This window comes from Streptomyces sp. Je 1-4 4N24 (assembly GCF_026239515.1).
Taxonomy (GTDB): Bacteria; Actinomycetota; Actinomycetes; order Streptomycetales; family Streptomycetaceae; genus Streptomyces; species Streptomyces nigrescens.
Genome location: NZ_CP110836.1, coordinates 5,616,589 through 5,631,195, shown reverse-complemented (window position 1 = coordinate 5,631,195; position 14,607 = coordinate 5,616,589). Strand labels below are relative to the sequence as shown.

The 14,607-nt window shown below is 71.0% G+C and carries 15 protein-coding genes; 8 read left to right on the top strand and 7 right to left on the bottom strand.

Translation table 11 applies throughout. From position 1 onward, the window contains the following. Positions 1-65 precede the first annotated feature (65 nt). From SLV14N_RS24750 to SLV14N_RS24740, 3 genes are read left to right on the top strand one after another with little or no spacing between them, the layout of a single operon-like run. Complete coding sequence (locus SLV14N_RS24750) at positions 66-1,529, top strand: LCP family protein (protein ID WP_263271119.1); 1,464 nt, start codon at positions 66-68, stop codon at positions 1,527-1,529. After that, positions 1,526-1,984 (top strand): hypothetical protein, encoded by a 459-nt coding sequence (locus tag SLV14N_RS24745; RefSeq protein ID WP_208683690.1) that lies wholly within the window; start codon positions 1,526-1,528, stop codon positions 1,982-1,984. The genes SLV14N_RS24750 and SLV14N_RS24745 overlap by 4 nt, the downstream gene beginning before the upstream one ends. Before the next feature lie 47 nt (positions 1,985-2,031). After that, complete coding sequence (locus tag SLV14N_RS24740; protein WP_263271118.1) at positions 2,032-2,613, top strand: VanZ family protein; 582 nt, start codon at positions 2,032-2,034, stop codon at positions 2,611-2,613. Here SLV14N_RS24740 and SLV14N_RS24735 read toward each other — a convergent pair. Further along, the gene (locus tag SLV14N_RS24735; RefSeq protein ID WP_018087087.1) at positions 2,564-3,118 is read right to left on the bottom strand and encodes an acyl-CoA thioesterase; all 555 of its coding nucleotides are present in this window, start codon (positions 3,116-3,118) and stop codon (positions 2,564-2,566) included. The two genes, SLV14N_RS24740 and SLV14N_RS24735, sit on opposite strands and share 50 nt — an antisense overlap. A gap of 272 nt (positions 3,119-3,390) precedes the next feature. Between SLV14N_RS24735 and SLV14N_RS24730 the strand changes: the two genes are divergently transcribed. Beyond that, entirely contained in the window at positions 3,391-4,686 is a 1,296-nt protein-coding gene (locus SLV14N_RS24730; protein WP_263271117.1) for an LCP family protein, read from the top strand. 63 nt (positions 4,687-4,749) lie between these two features. Here SLV14N_RS24730 and SLV14N_RS24725 read toward each other — a convergent pair whose 3' ends face one another. Continuing rightward, positions 4,750-5,925 carry an acyl-CoA dehydrogenase family protein gene (locus SLV14N_RS24725; protein ID WP_018087089.1) on the bottom strand — a complete coding sequence of 392 codons (1,176 nt, stop codon included), beginning with the start codon at positions 5,923-5,925 and terminating at the stop codon, positions 4,750-4,752. Positions 5,926-6,134: 209 nt separating this feature from the next. Between SLV14N_RS24725 and SLV14N_RS24720 the strand changes: the two genes are divergently transcribed. After that, complete coding sequence (locus SLV14N_RS24720; RefSeq protein ID WP_208683684.1) at positions 6,135-7,502, top strand: UDP-glucose/GDP-mannose dehydrogenase family protein; 1,368 nt, start codon at positions 6,135-6,137, stop codon at positions 7,500-7,502. Positions 7,503-7,513: 11 nt separating this feature from the next. On the opposite strand, the gene SLV14N_RS24715 is transcribed toward SLV14N_RS24720, so the two are convergent. Further along, the gene (locus SLV14N_RS24715) at positions 7,514-8,068 is read right to left on the bottom strand and encodes a CGNR zinc finger domain-containing protein (RefSeq protein WP_263271115.1); all 555 of its coding nucleotides are present in this window, start codon (positions 8,066-8,068) and stop codon (positions 7,514-7,516) included. A 73-nt stretch (positions 8,069-8,141) separates the two neighbouring features. On the opposite strand from SLV14N_RS24715, the gene SLV14N_RS24710 reads away from it, so the two are divergent. Further along, the gene (locus tag SLV14N_RS24710; protein WP_263271104.1) at positions 8,142-8,510 is read left to right on the top strand and encodes a VOC family protein; all 369 of its coding nucleotides are present in this window, start codon (positions 8,142-8,144) and stop codon (positions 8,508-8,510) included. Between the two features lie 684 nt (positions 8,511-9,194). On the opposite strand, the gene SLV14N_RS24705 is transcribed toward SLV14N_RS24710, so the two are convergent. From SLV14N_RS24705 to SLV14N_RS24695, 3 genes are all read right to left on the bottom strand, one after another. Next, on the bottom strand, positions 9,195-10,370 hold the full coding sequence (locus tag SLV14N_RS24705; protein WP_208683677.1) for a dipeptidase: 1,176 nt from the start codon (positions 10,368-10,370) through the stop codon (positions 9,195-9,197). Continuing rightward, on the bottom strand, positions 10,367-10,870 hold the full coding sequence (purE, locus tag SLV14N_RS24700; RefSeq protein WP_263273262.1) for a 5-(carboxyamino)imidazole ribonucleotide mutase: 504 nt from the start codon (positions 10,868-10,870) through the stop codon (positions 10,367-10,369). The genes SLV14N_RS24705 and purE overlap by 4 nt, the downstream gene beginning before the upstream one ends. Before the next feature lie 86 nt (positions 10,871-10,956). Continuing rightward, entirely contained in the window at positions 10,957-12,096 is a 1,140-nt protein-coding gene (locus SLV14N_RS24695) for a 5-(carboxyamino)imidazole ribonucleotide synthase (RefSeq protein WP_263271103.1), read from the bottom strand. A 165-nt stretch (positions 12,097-12,261) separates the two neighbouring features. Between SLV14N_RS24695 and SLV14N_RS24690 the strand changes: the two genes are divergently transcribed. After that, positions 12,262-12,684: a protease inhibitor I42 family protein gene (locus SLV14N_RS24690; RefSeq protein WP_263271102.1), complete on the top strand. Its 423-nt coding sequence runs from the start codon at positions 12,262-12,264 to the stop codon at positions 12,682-12,684. A 136-nt stretch (positions 12,685-12,820) separates the two neighbouring features. Next, the gene (locus tag SLV14N_RS24685) at positions 12,821-13,330 is read left to right on the top strand and encodes a GtrA family protein (RefSeq protein WP_208683675.1); all 510 of its coding nucleotides are present in this window, start codon (positions 12,821-12,823) and stop codon (positions 13,328-13,330) included. A gap of 24 nt (positions 13,331-13,354) precedes the next feature. Here SLV14N_RS24685 and SLV14N_RS24680 read toward each other — a convergent pair whose 3' ends face one another. Further along, positions 13,355-14,602 carry an ATP-binding protein gene (locus tag SLV14N_RS24680; RefSeq protein WP_208683673.1) on the bottom strand — a complete coding sequence of 416 codons (1,248 nt, stop codon included), beginning with the start codon at positions 14,600-14,602 and terminating at the stop codon, positions 13,355-13,357. Positions 14,603-14,607: the final 5 nt, after the last annotated feature.

The following is a 14,607-nucleotide window of genomic DNA, read 5'->3' as shown; positions in this document are numbered from 1 at the left end:
CTTGCCGTTCCGCCCGCTCCCCGCCGGGCCCCGCTCCCGCCCGCCCAGCCGCGGAGGTGTCCCCCGTGACCGCGCCGTTCCGCTCCCCCCGTCCGGCCCGGCGCCGGGCCGCCCGGCCCCGTGTGCGCCGGCGCCCGTCGGGCCCGCGCTGGGGGCTGCGGATCGGCGCGGTCGTGTCGGTGCTGGTGCTGGCCGCGAGCGGCGTCGGGCACGCCGTGGTCACCGGCGTGGAGAGCGGCATCGGCCGGGTGGACGCCTTCAAGGGCATGAGCAACCGGCCCGGGGGCGGAGACGGGCTGAACTTCCTGGTCGTCGGCACGGACGGGCGCGACCGGCTCACCGCGGCGGAGAAGCAGAAGTACCACCTCGGCGGTGCGCCCTGTCACTGCACCGACACCCTCATGCTGGTCCACCTCTCCGCCGACCGGGACCGCGCCAGCGTGATCAGCCTGCCCCGCGACTCCTACGCCGAGGTCCCCGCGCACACGGACGCCGTCACGGGCCGGCAGCGCGCCAAGCACGCGATCAAGCTGAACGCGGCCTACGCCGAGGGCGGCCCCAGCCTCACGGTGCGGACCGTCGAGCACATGACGGGGGTGCATATCGACCACTACCTGGAGGTCGACTTCACCAGCTTCATGCGCAGCGTGGACGCGGTCGGCGGGGTGGAGATCTGCACCGTACGGCCGCTGCGCGACCGCTTCACGGGGCTGGATCTGCCGGTCGGCAAATCGCGGCTCAACGGCGGCCAGGCGCTGCAGTACGTGCGCTCGCGGCATCTCGACGGCTCCGCCGATCTCGGCCGGATGCAGCGCCAGCAGCGCTTCCTGGCCGCCCTCATCCACAAGATCACCTCCTCCGGAGTGCTGATGAACCCCATCCGCTTCAGGGACGTCGCCGACACGATGCTCCGGTCCGTACGGGCCGATTCGGGCTTCGGGGCCAACGACCTGGTCGACCTCGGGCAGGCGATGCGCGGGTTCACCCCGTCGTCCTCGGAGTTCACGTCCGTGCCGCTGGGCGATGTGGCCCAGCCGGTGCCGGGCGTGGGCTCGACCGTGCGCTGGGATCCGGTGCAGGCGCCGAAGCTCTTCCGGGCGATCCGCGAGGACCAGCCGATCACGGTGCCCCGGGACCGGAAGGAGCCGCGGGCCAGGGTGGTGGACATCCCGCCGGGTCAGGTCCGGGTGCGGGTCGACAACGGCAGCGACCGGACCGGGCTGGCCGCCACGGTGGCCCGGGAGCTGCACGCCACCGGCTTCGCCACCACCGGCGTCCCCGGCAACTCCGCCCTCGGCAAGGTGCCCCGGACGATGATCGTCTACGACCCGCGCTGGGACCGCTCGGCCCGCTCGCTGGCCGCCGCGCTGCCCGGCGCCGAGCTGCGGCCGGTGGCCGGGCGGGGGCCGGTGCTGCAGGTGACGGTCGGCCAGGGCCATACGGCGGTGCAGCGGGTACGGGCCGAGGAGCCGCCGCAGAAGCCGGGCCGGATCACGGCGATCACCGGGGACGAGGCAGTGTGCCCATGAGTGTCCCCGCGCCCCGTCGCACCCTGCCCGGGCCGCCCGTGCGCCGGCCGGACGCCCGCTGCCGGGCGCGACGGGTCACGGTGGCCCTCGCCGCGCTGGGCCTGGTCGCGGCCACCGCCGCCGCGGCGCCGCCGGCGCCCCCCGCACCGACCGGCTGCGGGGAGCTGGTGCGCGGACAGCTGTGTCTGCAGGGGCCCGTGGGGGCCGACGGGATGTACACCGCGACCTACCGGCGGCACGGGTCGGCGGCCGGCCTCGACGAGATCATCGTGCGGCTCGGTTACCAGCGCAAGAACGACCGGATCACCGCCTTCCCCGGCTGGTTCGGCACCCGGCGGACACAGGGCGGCGCCGTCGGGCTGAGCGGCCGGGTGGAGATGCTCGCTGATGAGTGCATCCGGGGCGTCATGGAGCGCGGGGAGACGTTCTACGTCACCAAATGGAGCTGCAGTTGATGTCCAGGATGTTTGCGATGTACGAGATGTCCTGAAAGGGGCGCACTGTGTGGCAGGTTGTGCTGGGCATCACCCCCACCACGGTGACGCTCTTCCTGTTCTTGGCGCTGGCGGCGGCGGTGGCGCTCGCCCTGTGGACGGCGCTCGTGCCCGACAGCGGCGCACCACGCACCACGGCCCGGCTGCTGCTGGCCGGCTGGCTGCTGCTGCTCCTGCTGGCGACGCTCGCGCCCAGCCAGCCGGTCGGCTCCGGGGACGCGACGGTGTGGTGGCGGCCCGGTGAGGGGCTGTTCGACCTGGGCGCCCAGCTGGAGCCCGGGGAGCTGGAGATGCTGGTGCGGCGGCAGATCGCCAATGCCGCGCTGTTCGTGCCCGCGCCGCTGCTGCTGCGGTTCGCGGTGCCACGCGCGTCGGCCGCCGCGACCTTCCTGCTGGGCGTGGGGCTGTGCCTGGTCATCGAGACGGCGCAGCTGCTGATGCGTGCCGGGCGGATCGCCGATGTCGACGATGTGATCTGCGCGGCGGCCGGCACCGTCATCGGCACGGCGCTGGCACTGGCCGCGCAGCACGGGGTCGCCGTTATGCGTCGTCGAGGCCTTCCGCGGCGCGCCGTTCGCGCAGCTCCATGATCGCGCGCCGCCGGGCGAGGCGGTGCGTCCGGCGGATCTGCGCCTCCTGGTAGCGGCGCTGGTCGCGCTCGGTCTCGGGGAGCACCGGCGGCACCCGGCGCGGCTTGCCCTGCTCGTCGACGGCGGCGAAGACGAGGTAGGCGGAGCCGACCTGCTGGGCGGGGCTGGATTCGTTCCAGCGCTCGGCCAGGACCCGTACGCCGACCTCCATCGACGAGCGCCCGGTCCAGTTGACCTGGGCGCGCACATGCACGAGGTCGCCGATCCGGACCGGTTCGAGGAAGGCCATCTCGTCCATGGAGGCGGTGACGGCCGGTCCGCCGGAGTGGCGCCCGGCCACCGCACCCGCCGCATCGTCGACGAGCTTCATGATCACGCCGCCGTGCACCGTTCCCAGGAGGTTCGTGTCGCCGGCCGTCATGATGTGGCTGAGCGTGATGCGGGACACGGAAGTGGGCTTGCCCACCACCTCGTCCTCGGGGTTGTCGGTGACGAGTTCGGTCATGCAGCCAGCCTATGCGGCGCCCGAAGGGCACCACTCCACACCGATCGTGAGACTGGTCTCGCCGTTTCCGCAGGTCCGTGACCCAGGTCTCACCGTCTCCGCCGGAAACCATCCGGAATGGTTGCTTCCATTCGTGCAGGTCGGAATGGTCATGTCCCTTTGCGGTATGCCACGGAAGGCCGCCGTAGCTTTGCATCAGCTCTGCAACAGCACTGGCCCGATCCCGCACCCGCCCTATGGCGACCCCCTCCGCGGCATGCACACTTCCCCGTATGAATGAGTGGCCCAATGGGTGGTCCGGCGACCAGAGCGGCAACCGGTACGGACACGGCAGCGGCAGTGCCGAGCCGGAGGGTGCGCGCGCCATGCGCCAGGTGCGGCGCGACGCAGGCCCCGGCTATCAGCGGAATGAGCCTCCGCTGCCGCCGTCGATGTCCCCGCGCGGGGGCGCGGCCGTGCCTCCGCAGCAGTCCCAGGGCTACGACGACGCATACGACGGGTACAACACCGGCCAGGTCTACGGCGGTGGCCGCGGCGGCGGTGGCGGATACGACGACGGCTACGGCGACGGCCGTGGCGGCCGGCCGCGCCCCCGCTGGGGCAAGCGCATCAAGTGGACGGTCATCACCCTGGTCGCGGTGCTGGCGGTCACCTCGGTCGCCACGTACTTCTGGGCCGACGGCAAGCTCCGCCGCAAGGTCGACCTGAGCAAGGTCATCGACCGGCCGGAGACCGGCGACGGCACGAACTACCTGATCGTCGGCTCGGACAGCCGCGAGGGCATGACCGCCGAGCAGAAGCGCAAGCTGCACACCGGCTCCGCCGAGGGCAAGCGCACCGACTCGATGATGATCCTGCACGACGGCAGCAGCGGCCCGACGCTGATATCCCTGCCGCGCGACTCGGACGTGGAGATACCCACGTTCGTCGGCTCGGACTCCGGCAAGAAGTACCAGGGGACGGGGCGGCACACCAAGCTCAACGCGGCCTACGCCGAGGACGGCCCCGAGCTGCTGGTGCGCACCGTCGAGTACAACACCCAGCTGCACATCGACCACTACGTCGAGATCGGCTTCGCGGGCTTCGCCAACATCGTGGACGCCATCGGCGGGGTCGAGATGGACCTCCCCAAGGCGATCAAGGACAGGGACTCCGGCGCCGACTTCCCGGCCGGCAAGCAGACCCTCAACGGCCAGCAGGCGCTCGCCTACGTCCGCACCCGGCACGCCTTCGCCCAGCAGGACCTGGACCGTACGAAGAACCAGCAGAAGTTCCTGGCGACGCTGGCGAGCCAGACCGCCACCCCCGCCACGGTCCTCAACCCCTTCAAGCTCTACCCGACGATGAGCGCCGGCCTGGACACGCTCATCGTCGACAAGGACATGAGCCTGTGGAGCCTGGGCGAGATGTTCTTCGCGATGAAGGGCGTCACCGGCGGCGAGGGCAAGTCCATGAACATGCCGGTCTCCGGCAGCAACGGCGGCAACCTGGTCTGGGACAAGGCCAAGCTCAGTCAGCTGGTGCAGCAGCTCAACAACGACGAGAAGGTCACGGTCAGCGGCAACTGACCGCGGACACGAAGGGCCCCGGACCGCCGCTGCGGTCCGGGGCCCTCTGCCGTCCTTACGGGCTTACTGCGGCAGGTTGCGCGCCATCACGATCCGCTGGACCTGGTTGGTGCCCTCGTAGATCTGGGTGATCTTGGCGTCCCGCATCATCCGCTCGACCGGGTAGTCACGGGTGTAGCCGTAGCCGCCGAGCAGCTGGACGGCGTCCGTGGTGATCTCCATGGCCGCGTCGGAGGCGTAGCACTTGGCCGCGGCGCCGAAGAAGGTCAGGTCCTCGCCCTTGCCGCCGGCCGATATCCGCTCGGAGCGGGCGGCCGCGGCGTAGGTGAGCTGACGGGCCGCCTCCACCTTCATGGCCATGTCGGCGAGCATGAACTGGACGCCCTGGAAGTCACCGATCGGCTTGCCGAACTGCTTGCGCTCCTGGACGTAGCCCTTGGCGTAGTCCAGGGCGCCCTGGGCGATGCCGAGCGCCTGGGCCGCGATGGTGATGCGGGTGTGGTCCAGGGTCTTCATGGCGGTGGCGAAGCCGGTGCCCTCCGCGCCGATCATGCGGTCGGCGGGGATCCGGACGTTGTCGAGGTAGACCTCGCGGGTCGGGGAGCCCTTGATGCCGAGCTTCTTCTCCGGGGCGCCGAACGAGACCCCCTCGTCACCCTTCTCGACGACGAACGCCGAGATGCCCTTGGAGCGCTTCTCGGGGTCGGTGACGGCCATCACCGTGTAGTACTCGCTGACGCCGGCGTTGGTGATCCAGCGCTTGACGCCGTTGAGGATGTAGTGGTCGCCGTCGCGGACGGCCTTGGTCTTCATACCGGCCGCGTCCGAACCGGCGTCCGGCTCGCTCAGGCAGTACGAGAACATCGCGTCGCCCTTGGCCAGCGGGCCCAGGTACTTCGCCTTCAGCTCCTCGGAGCCGGAGAGGATCACCGGCAGCGAGCCGAGCTTGTTGACCGCCGGGATGAGGGAGGACGACGCACAGACACGGGCGACCTCCTCGATGACGATGACGGTCGCCAGCGCGTCGGCGCCGGCACCGCCGTAGGCCTCCGGTACGTGGACGGCGTGCAGGTCGTTGGCGACCAGCGCGTCGAGCGCCTCCTGCGGGAAGCGGGCCTCCTCGTCCACCGCGGCGGCGAATGGCGCGATCTTCGCCTCGGCGAGCGAACGCACCGACTCGCGGAGCATGTCGTGCTCCTCGGACGGCCGGTACAGATCGAAATCAGCGGTTCCCGCCAAGGTTTCTCACTCCCCTGTGAGCTGAATGCCAGTGCTAACTACCGTTAAGTAACCCGATACGTCTCCGGATTCTAGGCGCCGATCCCGGCTGCGGATACGTGAGGTTGCCGACAGTTACACAAGCACCGCCTGCGGGGCCGGAGTGGGCCGTTCCCTGCCCGACTATGCTCGGTCAGCGCCGTTTTCCTCAGTATGCGTCTGGAGCGTCCATGCCCCTCAAGATCACCGTGATCGGCACCGGCTACCTCGGCGCCACCCACGCCGCGGCCATGGCCGAGCTGGGCTTCGAGGTGCTGGGGCTCGACGTGGTCCCCGAGAAGATCGAGATGCTGCAGCGGGGCGAGGTCCCGATGTACGAGCCCGGTCTGGAGGAGCTTCTGCGCCGCCATGTCGCCGGGATCGAGGGGGCGAGCGGCCGGCTGCGCTTCACCACCTCCTACGAGGAGGCCGGGGCGTTCGGCGATGTGCACTTCGTCTGTGTGAACACCCCGCAGAAGCACGGTGAGTACGCCTGCGACATGTCGTACGTGGAGAGCGCCTTCGACGCGCTGGCGCCGCATCTGACCCGGCCCACGCTGGTGGTCGGCAAGTCGACGGTGCCGGTGGGCAGCGCGGCACGGCTCGCCCGGCGGCTGGCCGCGGCCGCCCCCGCGGGCGAGGCCGCCGAGCTGGCCTGGAACCCGGAGTTCCTGCGCGAGGGCTTCGCCGTCAAGGACACCCTGCACCCCGACCGGATCGTCGCCGGAGTGGCGGGCGTGGGGGCACCTCCCAGCGGTAGCTGGGGGAGCGCCGAGGAGCTGCTGCGCGAGGTGTATGCCACGCCGATCGCCGAGGGCTCGCCGTTCATCGTCATGGACTACCCGACGTCCGAGCTGGTGAAGACCTCCGCCAACTCCTTCCTGGCGACCAAGATCTCCTTCATCAACGCGATGGCGGAGGTCTGCGAGGCGGCCGACGGCGATGTGGTGAAGCTGGCCGAGGCCATCGGGCACGACGACCGGATCGGCAAGAAGTTCCTCCGGGCCGGTATCGGCTTCGGCGGCGGCTGCCTCCCCAAGGACCTGCGGGCCTTCATGGCACGCGCCGGTGAACTCGGGGCCGACCAGGCCCTGACGTTCCTCCGCGAGATCGACTCGATCAACATGCGCCGCCGCGGCCACATGGTCGAGCTGACCCGGGACGCGGTCGGCGGCGGCTTCCTCGGCAAGCGGGTCGCCGTCCTGGGCGCGACCTTCAAGCCGGACTCGGACGATGTCCGTGACTCCCCCGCGCTCAATGTCGCCGGCCAGATCCACCTCCAGGGCGGCCAGGTGACGGTGTACGACCCGAAGGGCATGGAGAACGCCCGGCGGCTCTTCCCGACGCTGGCGTACGCGGACACCGCGCTGGAGGCGGTGCGCGGCGCGGATGTGGTGCTGCATCTGACGGAGTGGCGCGAGTTCCGTGAGCTGGACCCGGCGGCCCTGGGCGAGGTGGTCGCCGAGCGCCGCATCCTGGACGGCCGCAACGCCCTGGACCCGGCCCTGTGGCGCAAGGCCGGCTGGACGTACCGCGCACTGGGCCGCCCCCAGGCGTAACTGCCTGCCCCCTACTCGGACTCCGCGCGTCGGGCGCGGTAAGTCCGCATCTTCGCCCGGCTGCCGCAGACCGCCATGGTGCACCAGCGGCTGCGGCCGGCCGGGCTCTTGTCGTAGAAGACCCAGCGGCAGTCATGGGCCTCACAGGCCTTGAGCCGGGTCCAGGTGCGGTCGGCGACCGCGGTCGCGATGCCCGCGGCGACCAGGGCGGTGAGGTACGCGGCACCGCCGAGCCCGGCGGCCGGGCGCAGTGCGGCGCCGCCGTCGGGCCGTACGGCCAGGACGAGCGGCGCGGCGGCGAGCAGCCGGTCCAGCGTCCCGGCGGCCGACTCGGGTACGGCGGTACCGGCGGTGTGCGCCAGACAGACCTCCCGGAGCGCCTCCCGCAGCTCCTGCAATTCCCCGAGCGCCGTCTCCTCACCATGTCCGGCGGGCACCCCGTGGTCATGCAGAAAGGCGCCGAGGCCGCCGTCGTCGGTCAGCGCGTCCTCGCCGGTCTCGATATCGAGGGTGTTCACCAGGTCCTGCACCAGCCGCAGGGAATCCGGAGCCGTTCGGGATGCCACCCTTGCGATGTTACCGATACCTGGCATCATGCAGTAACGAGGTTACCGGTTGGAGCAATGAGGAGGTAACGCCATGAGCGCGATCAAGTTCGGCGTCATCGCACTGGACTGTCCCGACCACCGGGCACTCGCCAACTTCTACGCCGAGATGCTCGACTGGCAGGTGACGGGAGGCGACGACGACTGGATCGAGGTCGCCGGCCCGACCGGCCGCATCCTCGCCTTCCAGCAGGTCGCGGACTACCGCCCGCCGCAGTGGCCGGGCCAGGACGTGCCGCAGCAACTGCATCTCGACTTCGACGTGGCGCGCGCGGACATCGACGAGGCGGAACGCAAGGTTCTCGCCCTGGGGGCGAAGCTCGTCCAGAGCGACGAGAAGCTTCGCGAGTGGCGGGTGTATCTGGATCCGGCGGGGCACCCTTTTTGTCTTTGCCTTAAGTAACCCCACGTTTTCGGCTTTCCCGCCGTGCGCTGCGCTTTGCCTTCGGCCCGCGTTGTCGGCCGTCCCGCCGTGGGTGTTGCTCGCCGTTGCGCCTGGCGGCGGGCCGGTCCGCTGCGCTTTGCCTTCGGCCCCACGTTTTCGGCTTTCCCGCCGTGGCGCCTGCGGCGGGCGGGGTCCGCTGCGCGGGGCTGTCGGGGTGCGGTGACGGACCTCCGCGGGTGGGTGTCCGGACTGCTTCGCTTTACGTCCGGACACCCACCCGCTCCGGCCCGTCCCCTCCCGTGAGGGGGATGAATAAACCTTGGTGGGAGTGGTCGCCGGTGGTCCACTGCTCCTCGCGAAGCAGGAGTGAAATACCGCCTACGGACGCCCGCCCCCACCCACCGTCACTACTCCCCCAACGGGAGGGGACGGGCCGGAGGGGCCTGGTGTGTGGACGTAAAGCGAAGCAGTCCACACACCAGGCCCCGGAGGCCCGTCACCGCACCCGACAACCACCCAGCCCGCCGCAGGCGCAACGGCGAGGCACCCGCAAGCATCACCCGAGCCCAAGCCCCGCGCAGCGGACCCGCCCGCCGCCAGGCGCAACGGCGGGACAGCCGAAAACGCGGGAAGGCCAGCCAAGCGCAGCGGACCCGCAACGGCGAGAAACCACCACGGCGGGTCAGCCGAAAACGTGGGGGGTCACCCAAGCGTCACGTGGGACGGCCCCCGCCGCGCCCGCTCGGAACGGGCCACATCCTCCGCCGCGCGCAAAGCGCGCACCGCGTTGCGCCACGTCAGCTTCGCCAGGTCCGCCTCGGACCACTTGCGGTCCAGGAGTTCGGCGATCAGGTTCGGGTAGCCCGCGACGTCGGCCAGGCCGTCAGGCGTGAAGGCGGTGCCGTCGAAGTCACCGCCGATACCGATGTGGTCGACGCCGGCGACCTCGCGCATGTGGTCGAGGTGGTCCGCGACGGTGGCCGCGGTGGCCTTCGGGCGCGGATTGGCCGCCTCGAAGGCCCGCTGGACCGTCATGCCCGCCTCGGTGGTGTCGAGGTGGTGCAGCCCGTGGGCGCGCATGTTCTCGTCGGCGCGCAGGGTCCACTCGACGGCCGCGGGCAGCACGAACTTCGGCACGAAGGTGGCCATCGCGACCCCGCCGTTGGCGGACAGCCGCTCCAGCACGTCGTCGGGGATGTTGCGCGGATGGTCGCAGACGGCACGGGCGGAGGAGTGCGAGAAGATCACCGGCGCGGTGCTGACGCGCAGCGCGTCCCGCATGGTGTCGGCCGAGACATGGGAGAGGTCGACCAGCATCCCGCAGCGGTTCATCTCACGGACGACCTCCTCGCCGAAGGCCGACAGGCCATGGTGGCGCGGCTCGTCGGTCGCGGAGTCCGCCCAGTCGATGGTGTCGTTGTGGGTGAGCGTCATGTAGCGCACGCCCAGCTGGTGCAGCGCGCGCAGGGTGGCCAGCGAGTTGTTGATGGAGTGGCCGCCCTCGGCGCCCATCAGGGACGCGATGCGGCCCTCCGCACGGGCCGTCTCCATGTCGTCGGCGGTGAGTGCCAGACGCAGCTCGCCGGGGTAGCGGGCGACCATCTCCCGGACCACATCGATCTGTTCAAGGGTGGCGCTGACGGCCTTGTCGCCCGCGTAGTCGGCGCGCACGTACACCGACCAGAACTGCGCGCCGACGCCGCCGGCCCGCAGTCGCGGCAGATCGGTGTGGAGGTGCGCGGACTGGTCGGCGGCGATATCGCGCCGGTCGAGGTCGTAGCGGACCTGCTCGCGCAGCGCCCAGGGCAGGTCGTTGTGACCGTCGACGACGGGCCAGCGGGCGAGCAGGTCCTGCGCCGCCCCCTGGGAGGAGCTCACTTGGCGCCGCCGAAGCCGAAGCCGTTCGGGGTGGCGACCTTGTTGCGCAGCCGCTTGCCCTTCTCGGTGGCCTGGTCGTTCAGCTCCTGCTGGAACTCCCGCATCCGGCCCATGAGTTCGGCGTCCTGGGTGGCGAGGATCCGGGCGGCCAGCAGTCCGGCGTTACGGGCCCCACCGACCGAGACGGTGGCGACCGGCACTCCGGCGGGCATCTGCACGATGGAGAGGAGGGAGTCCATCCCGTCGAGGTACTTCAGGGGGACGGGGACGCCGATGACCGGCAGCGGGGTGACCGAGGCGAGCATCCCGGGGAGGTGGGCCGCGCCCCCGGCGCCCGCGATGATCGCCTTCAGGCCGCGCTCCGCCGCGTCCTCGCCGTACGCGATCATCTCGCGCGGCATGCGGTGCGCGGAGACGACATCGACCTCGTAGGGGATCTCGAACTCGGCGAGGGCCTGGGCGGCGGCCTCCATGACGGGCCAGTCGGAGTCGGAGCCCATGACGATGCCGACCACGGGGGACGCGTCGGAGGGGCGGAGTTCGGGCTGGGGGCGCCTCCCAGCGGTAGCTGGGGGAGGGCTGGACGTCATTCGGTGATCGTTCCTCGCAGATAACCGGCGGCATGAGCGGCGCGCTCGCGCACGTCGGCCAGGTCGTCGCCGTAGGTGTTGACGTGTCCGACCTTACGGCCGGGCTTCACGTCCTTGCCGTACATATGGATCTTCAACTGCGGGTCCCGCGCCATGCAATGGAGGTACGCGTAATACATGTCGGGGTAGTCGCCGCCGAGGACATTGGCCATCACCGTCCAGCGGGCGCGCGGGCGCGGATCGCCGAGCGGGAGGTCGAGCACGGCACGGACGTGGTTGGCGAACTGCGAGGTGATCGCGCCGTCCTGGGTCCAGTGACCGGAATTGTGCGGCCGCATGGCGAGCTCGTTGACGAGGATCCGGCCGTCGGAGGTCTCGAAGAGCTCGACGGCCAGATGACCGACGACCCCCAGCTCCTGGGCGATGCGCAGCGCCAGCTCCTGGGCCTGGCCGGCCAGCTCGGAGTCGAGGCCGGGCGCCGGCGCGATCACGGTGTCGCAGACGCCGTCGACCTGGAGGGACTCCACGACCGGGTAGGCGACGGCCTGGCCGTGCGGGGAGCGGACGATGTTGGCCGCCAGCTCGCGGGCGAAATCGACCTTTTCTTCCGCAAGGACGGGCACCCCGGCACGGAACGGCTCGGCGGCCTCCTTGGAGGATCGCACGAACCAGACCCCCTTGCCGTCATAGCCGCCGCGGACCGTCTTGAGGATCACGGGAAAACCGTCCCCCTCTGCCGCGAAGCGCTCCACGTCCTCGGGGTCGGAGACGATGCGGTGCCGTGGGCAGGGCACGCCGATCGCGTCCAGCTTCGCCCGCATCACCCCCTTGTCCTGGGCGTGCACCAGCGCGTCGGGACCGGGCCGTACGGGGATGCCGTCGGCCTCCAGTGCCCGCAAGTGCTCGGTGGGAACGTGCTCATGATCGAAGGTGATCACGTCACAGCCACGGGCGAAGGCGCGCAGCGTGTCCAGGTCGCGGTAGTCGCCGATGACGACATCACCGACCACCTGAGCCGCGGAATCCTGCGGAGTGTCGCTGAGGAGCTTGAATTTGATGCCGAGGGGGATACCCGCCTCGTGGGTCATACGGGCGAGCTGACCGCCGCCGACCATGCCGACTACCGGGAACGTCACGCCCCCCAGGGTATCCGCACGGCTTCACTGCCCCGATACCGGCTTGGATGATCCTCCGAGTTCGCACGTTCGAAGATCGTCGACGGAAGATCGACACCGGCCCGTGCGCACGGGCCGGGGTGCGGGACCGGTGCCCGGAGCGGGCCCGGCAAAAGGGGAGGCCGAATGGAGAACAGCGGCATATCGAGGGGCCTCAGGACGCTGGTGATCGTCGTCGCGATCACCGCGCTGCTGATCGCCCTGCACTCGATTTTCAGCCAGTTGTCCGCGCCGGAGGTCTATGACGCGGACGACACCGAGATCGCGGTCTCCCCCGGTGACCGCTTCAGCGTGCGGGTCCCCGACGGCCCCGCCGGCGGCTATCACTGGATCATCGCCGAGCCCCGCCCCGACCCGGCGGTCCTCAAGGCGGTCGGCGGGCGCGTGGCCACCGGAGGCCCGCCGGCCGGGTCCGACCGCCACCTCTCCTTCGAGGCCGTCCGCCCGGGCCGTACGGACTTACGGCTGCTGCGCTGCCGGCGCTGCGGCCCCGGCGCGGCCGACGAAGCGGGCGCCCGGAGCCTCAACTTCCGCGTCACCGTCCGCTGACCCGTACGGCCGCCAGGGCTTGCGCACGGCCTCGCCACGTGGCAGGCGCCCCTATCGGGGCGTGGTTAGCATGAGGGAGCGGACCAGGGTTGACGGCCCGCGGACACCGCCCACAACGGGGAGCTGAACGATCACCATGAGTGAACGGAGCGCACTGCGGTCCCGGCTGGAGGCGCTCACTCGTGAAGTGGTGAAGTTCGGCGCGGTCGGCGGCGCGGGTGTCGTGGTCAACTTCGCGGTGTTCAACCTCGTACGGCAGCTGACCGAGGTGCCCGTCGTCCGGGCCAGCATCATCGCGACGGTCGTGGCGACCGGCACCAACTACCTCGGCTACCGCTACTTCACCTACCGCGACCGCGACAAGCGGGGCCGCACCAAGGAGCTGACGCTCTTCCTGCTGTTCAGCGCGCTCGGCCTGGTGATCGAGAACGGCCTGCTCTACGTCGCGACCTACGGCTTCCACTGGGACAGCCCGCTGCAGAGCAACATCTTCAAGTTCCTCGGCATCGGCGTCGCCACGCTCTTCCGCTTCTGGTCCTACCGCACCTGGGTCTTCCGCACGCTGCCCGCGCGGGAGGCCATAGAGACGGCCGAGTCCTTCCTCGCGGACGGCTCCCGCCGCCCGCGCAGCGCCTCCCGGAAGTAGCCCGGGGCACTGCGGCCGCACCGCTCACCCCTCGGGGGGCTCCGCCTCCCGGGCCAGGAACAGCGCGAAGACCGGTGGATGCTGCTGGAGCAGCTCCAGCCGCCCGCCGTCCGCCTCCGCCAGATCGCGTGCGACGGCCAGCCCGAGACCGGTGGAATTACGGCCGGACACGGTCCGCTCGAAGACCCGCGAGCCGAGGTCCGCCGACACCCCGGGCCCGGCGTCGGTGACCTCGACGACCGCCTGATTGCCGGTGACCCGGGTGCGCAGCGCGACCGTCCCGTCGCCGTGCATCAGGGAGTTCTCGATCAGGGTGGCCAGCACCTGGGCGACGGCACCGGGGGTACCGACGGCCCGCAGCTTCTTCTTTCCGGAGCGCACGATCGCCCGTCCCGCGCTGCGGTAGGCCGGCCGCCACTCCTCGATCTGCTGCTTGACCACCTCGTCCAGGTCGAAGGCGACCGCGGAGCCGCTGCGCGGGTCCCGTGAGTTGGTCAGCAGCCGCTGGACGACGTCCGTCAGCCGCTCCACCTGCGCCAGGGCGATGGTGGCCTCTTCCTTCACGGTGTCCGGATCGTCGGTGACGGTGATCTCCTCCAGCCGCATGGACAGCGCCGTCAGCGGAGTCCGCAGCTGGTGGGAGGCGTCCGCGGCGAGGCGCCGCTCGGCGGTCAGCATCCGTGCGATCCGCTCCGCGCTGGCGTCCAGCACATCGGCGACCCGGTCCAGCTCCTGGACGCCGTAGCGGCGGTGGCGCGGGCGGGGGTCACCGGAGCCCAGCCGCTCGGCGGTCTCCGCGAGATCGGTGAGCGGCGCGGTCAGCCGGCGGCCCTGGCGGACGGCCAGGATCACCGCCGCGATGATCGCCAGCAACGCCACGGCGAGAATGACCAGCAGCGTCCGGCCGATCTCCGCGCTGACCATGGAGCGGGACTCCTGGACCGTGACGGACTCGCCGCGGTCACCGCGCACCTTGGACTCGATGACATCGCCCGAGGGCCGCTTCCCGATCTCGATCGGCTCCTTGCCGGGCACCGTGATCCGCGCGTACCGCTTGGGGGTGATCTGCTCGGAGAGGATGTCCGGGGTGATCTTCTCGCCGCTGCCCAGCCGGCTCTCCACTATCCCGACGAGCCGGACCGCCTCGGAGACCACGCTCTCCTGCGCACCGGCCTGGATGGTGCGGGTCTCGACGATGACGAGCGAGACGCCGAAGACGGCGATCACGACGAGCACCACGGCGAGCGTGGAGTTGATCAGGCGGCGGCGCACAGGCT

Bases quoted from the DNA above. Each gene is read 5' to 3' on its own strand.
- SLV14N_RS24745 (WP_208683690.1), top strand. From the start codon at position 1,526: ATGAGTGTCCCCGCGCCCCGTCGCACCCTGCCCGGGCCGCCCGTGCGC.
- SLV14N_RS24735 (WP_018087087.1), bottom strand. From the start codon at position 3,118: ATGACCGAACTCGTCACCGACAACCCCGAGGACGAGGTGGTGGGCAAG.
- SLV14N_RS24730 (WP_263271117.1), top strand. From the start codon at position 3,391: ATGAATGAGTGGCCCAATGGGTGGTCCGGCGACCAGAGCGGCAACCGG.
- SLV14N_RS24720 (WP_208683684.1), top strand. From the start codon at position 6,135: ATGCCCCTCAAGATCACCGTGATCGGCACCGGCTACCTCGGCGCCACC.
- SLV14N_RS24710 (WP_263271104.1), top strand. From the start codon at position 8,142: ATGAGCGCGATCAAGTTCGGCGTCATCGCACTGGACTGTCCCGACCAC.
- purE (WP_263273262.1), bottom strand. From the start codon at position 10,870: ATGGGCTCCGACTCCGACTGGCCCGTCATGGAGGCCGCCGCCCAGGCC.
- SLV14N_RS24690 (WP_263271102.1), top strand. From the start codon at position 12,262: ATGGAGAACAGCGGCATATCGAGGGGCCTCAGGACGCTGGTGATCGTC.
- SLV14N_RS24685 (WP_208683675.1), top strand. From the start codon at position 12,821: ATGAGTGAACGGAGCGCACTGCGGTCCCGGCTGGAGGCGCTCACTCGT.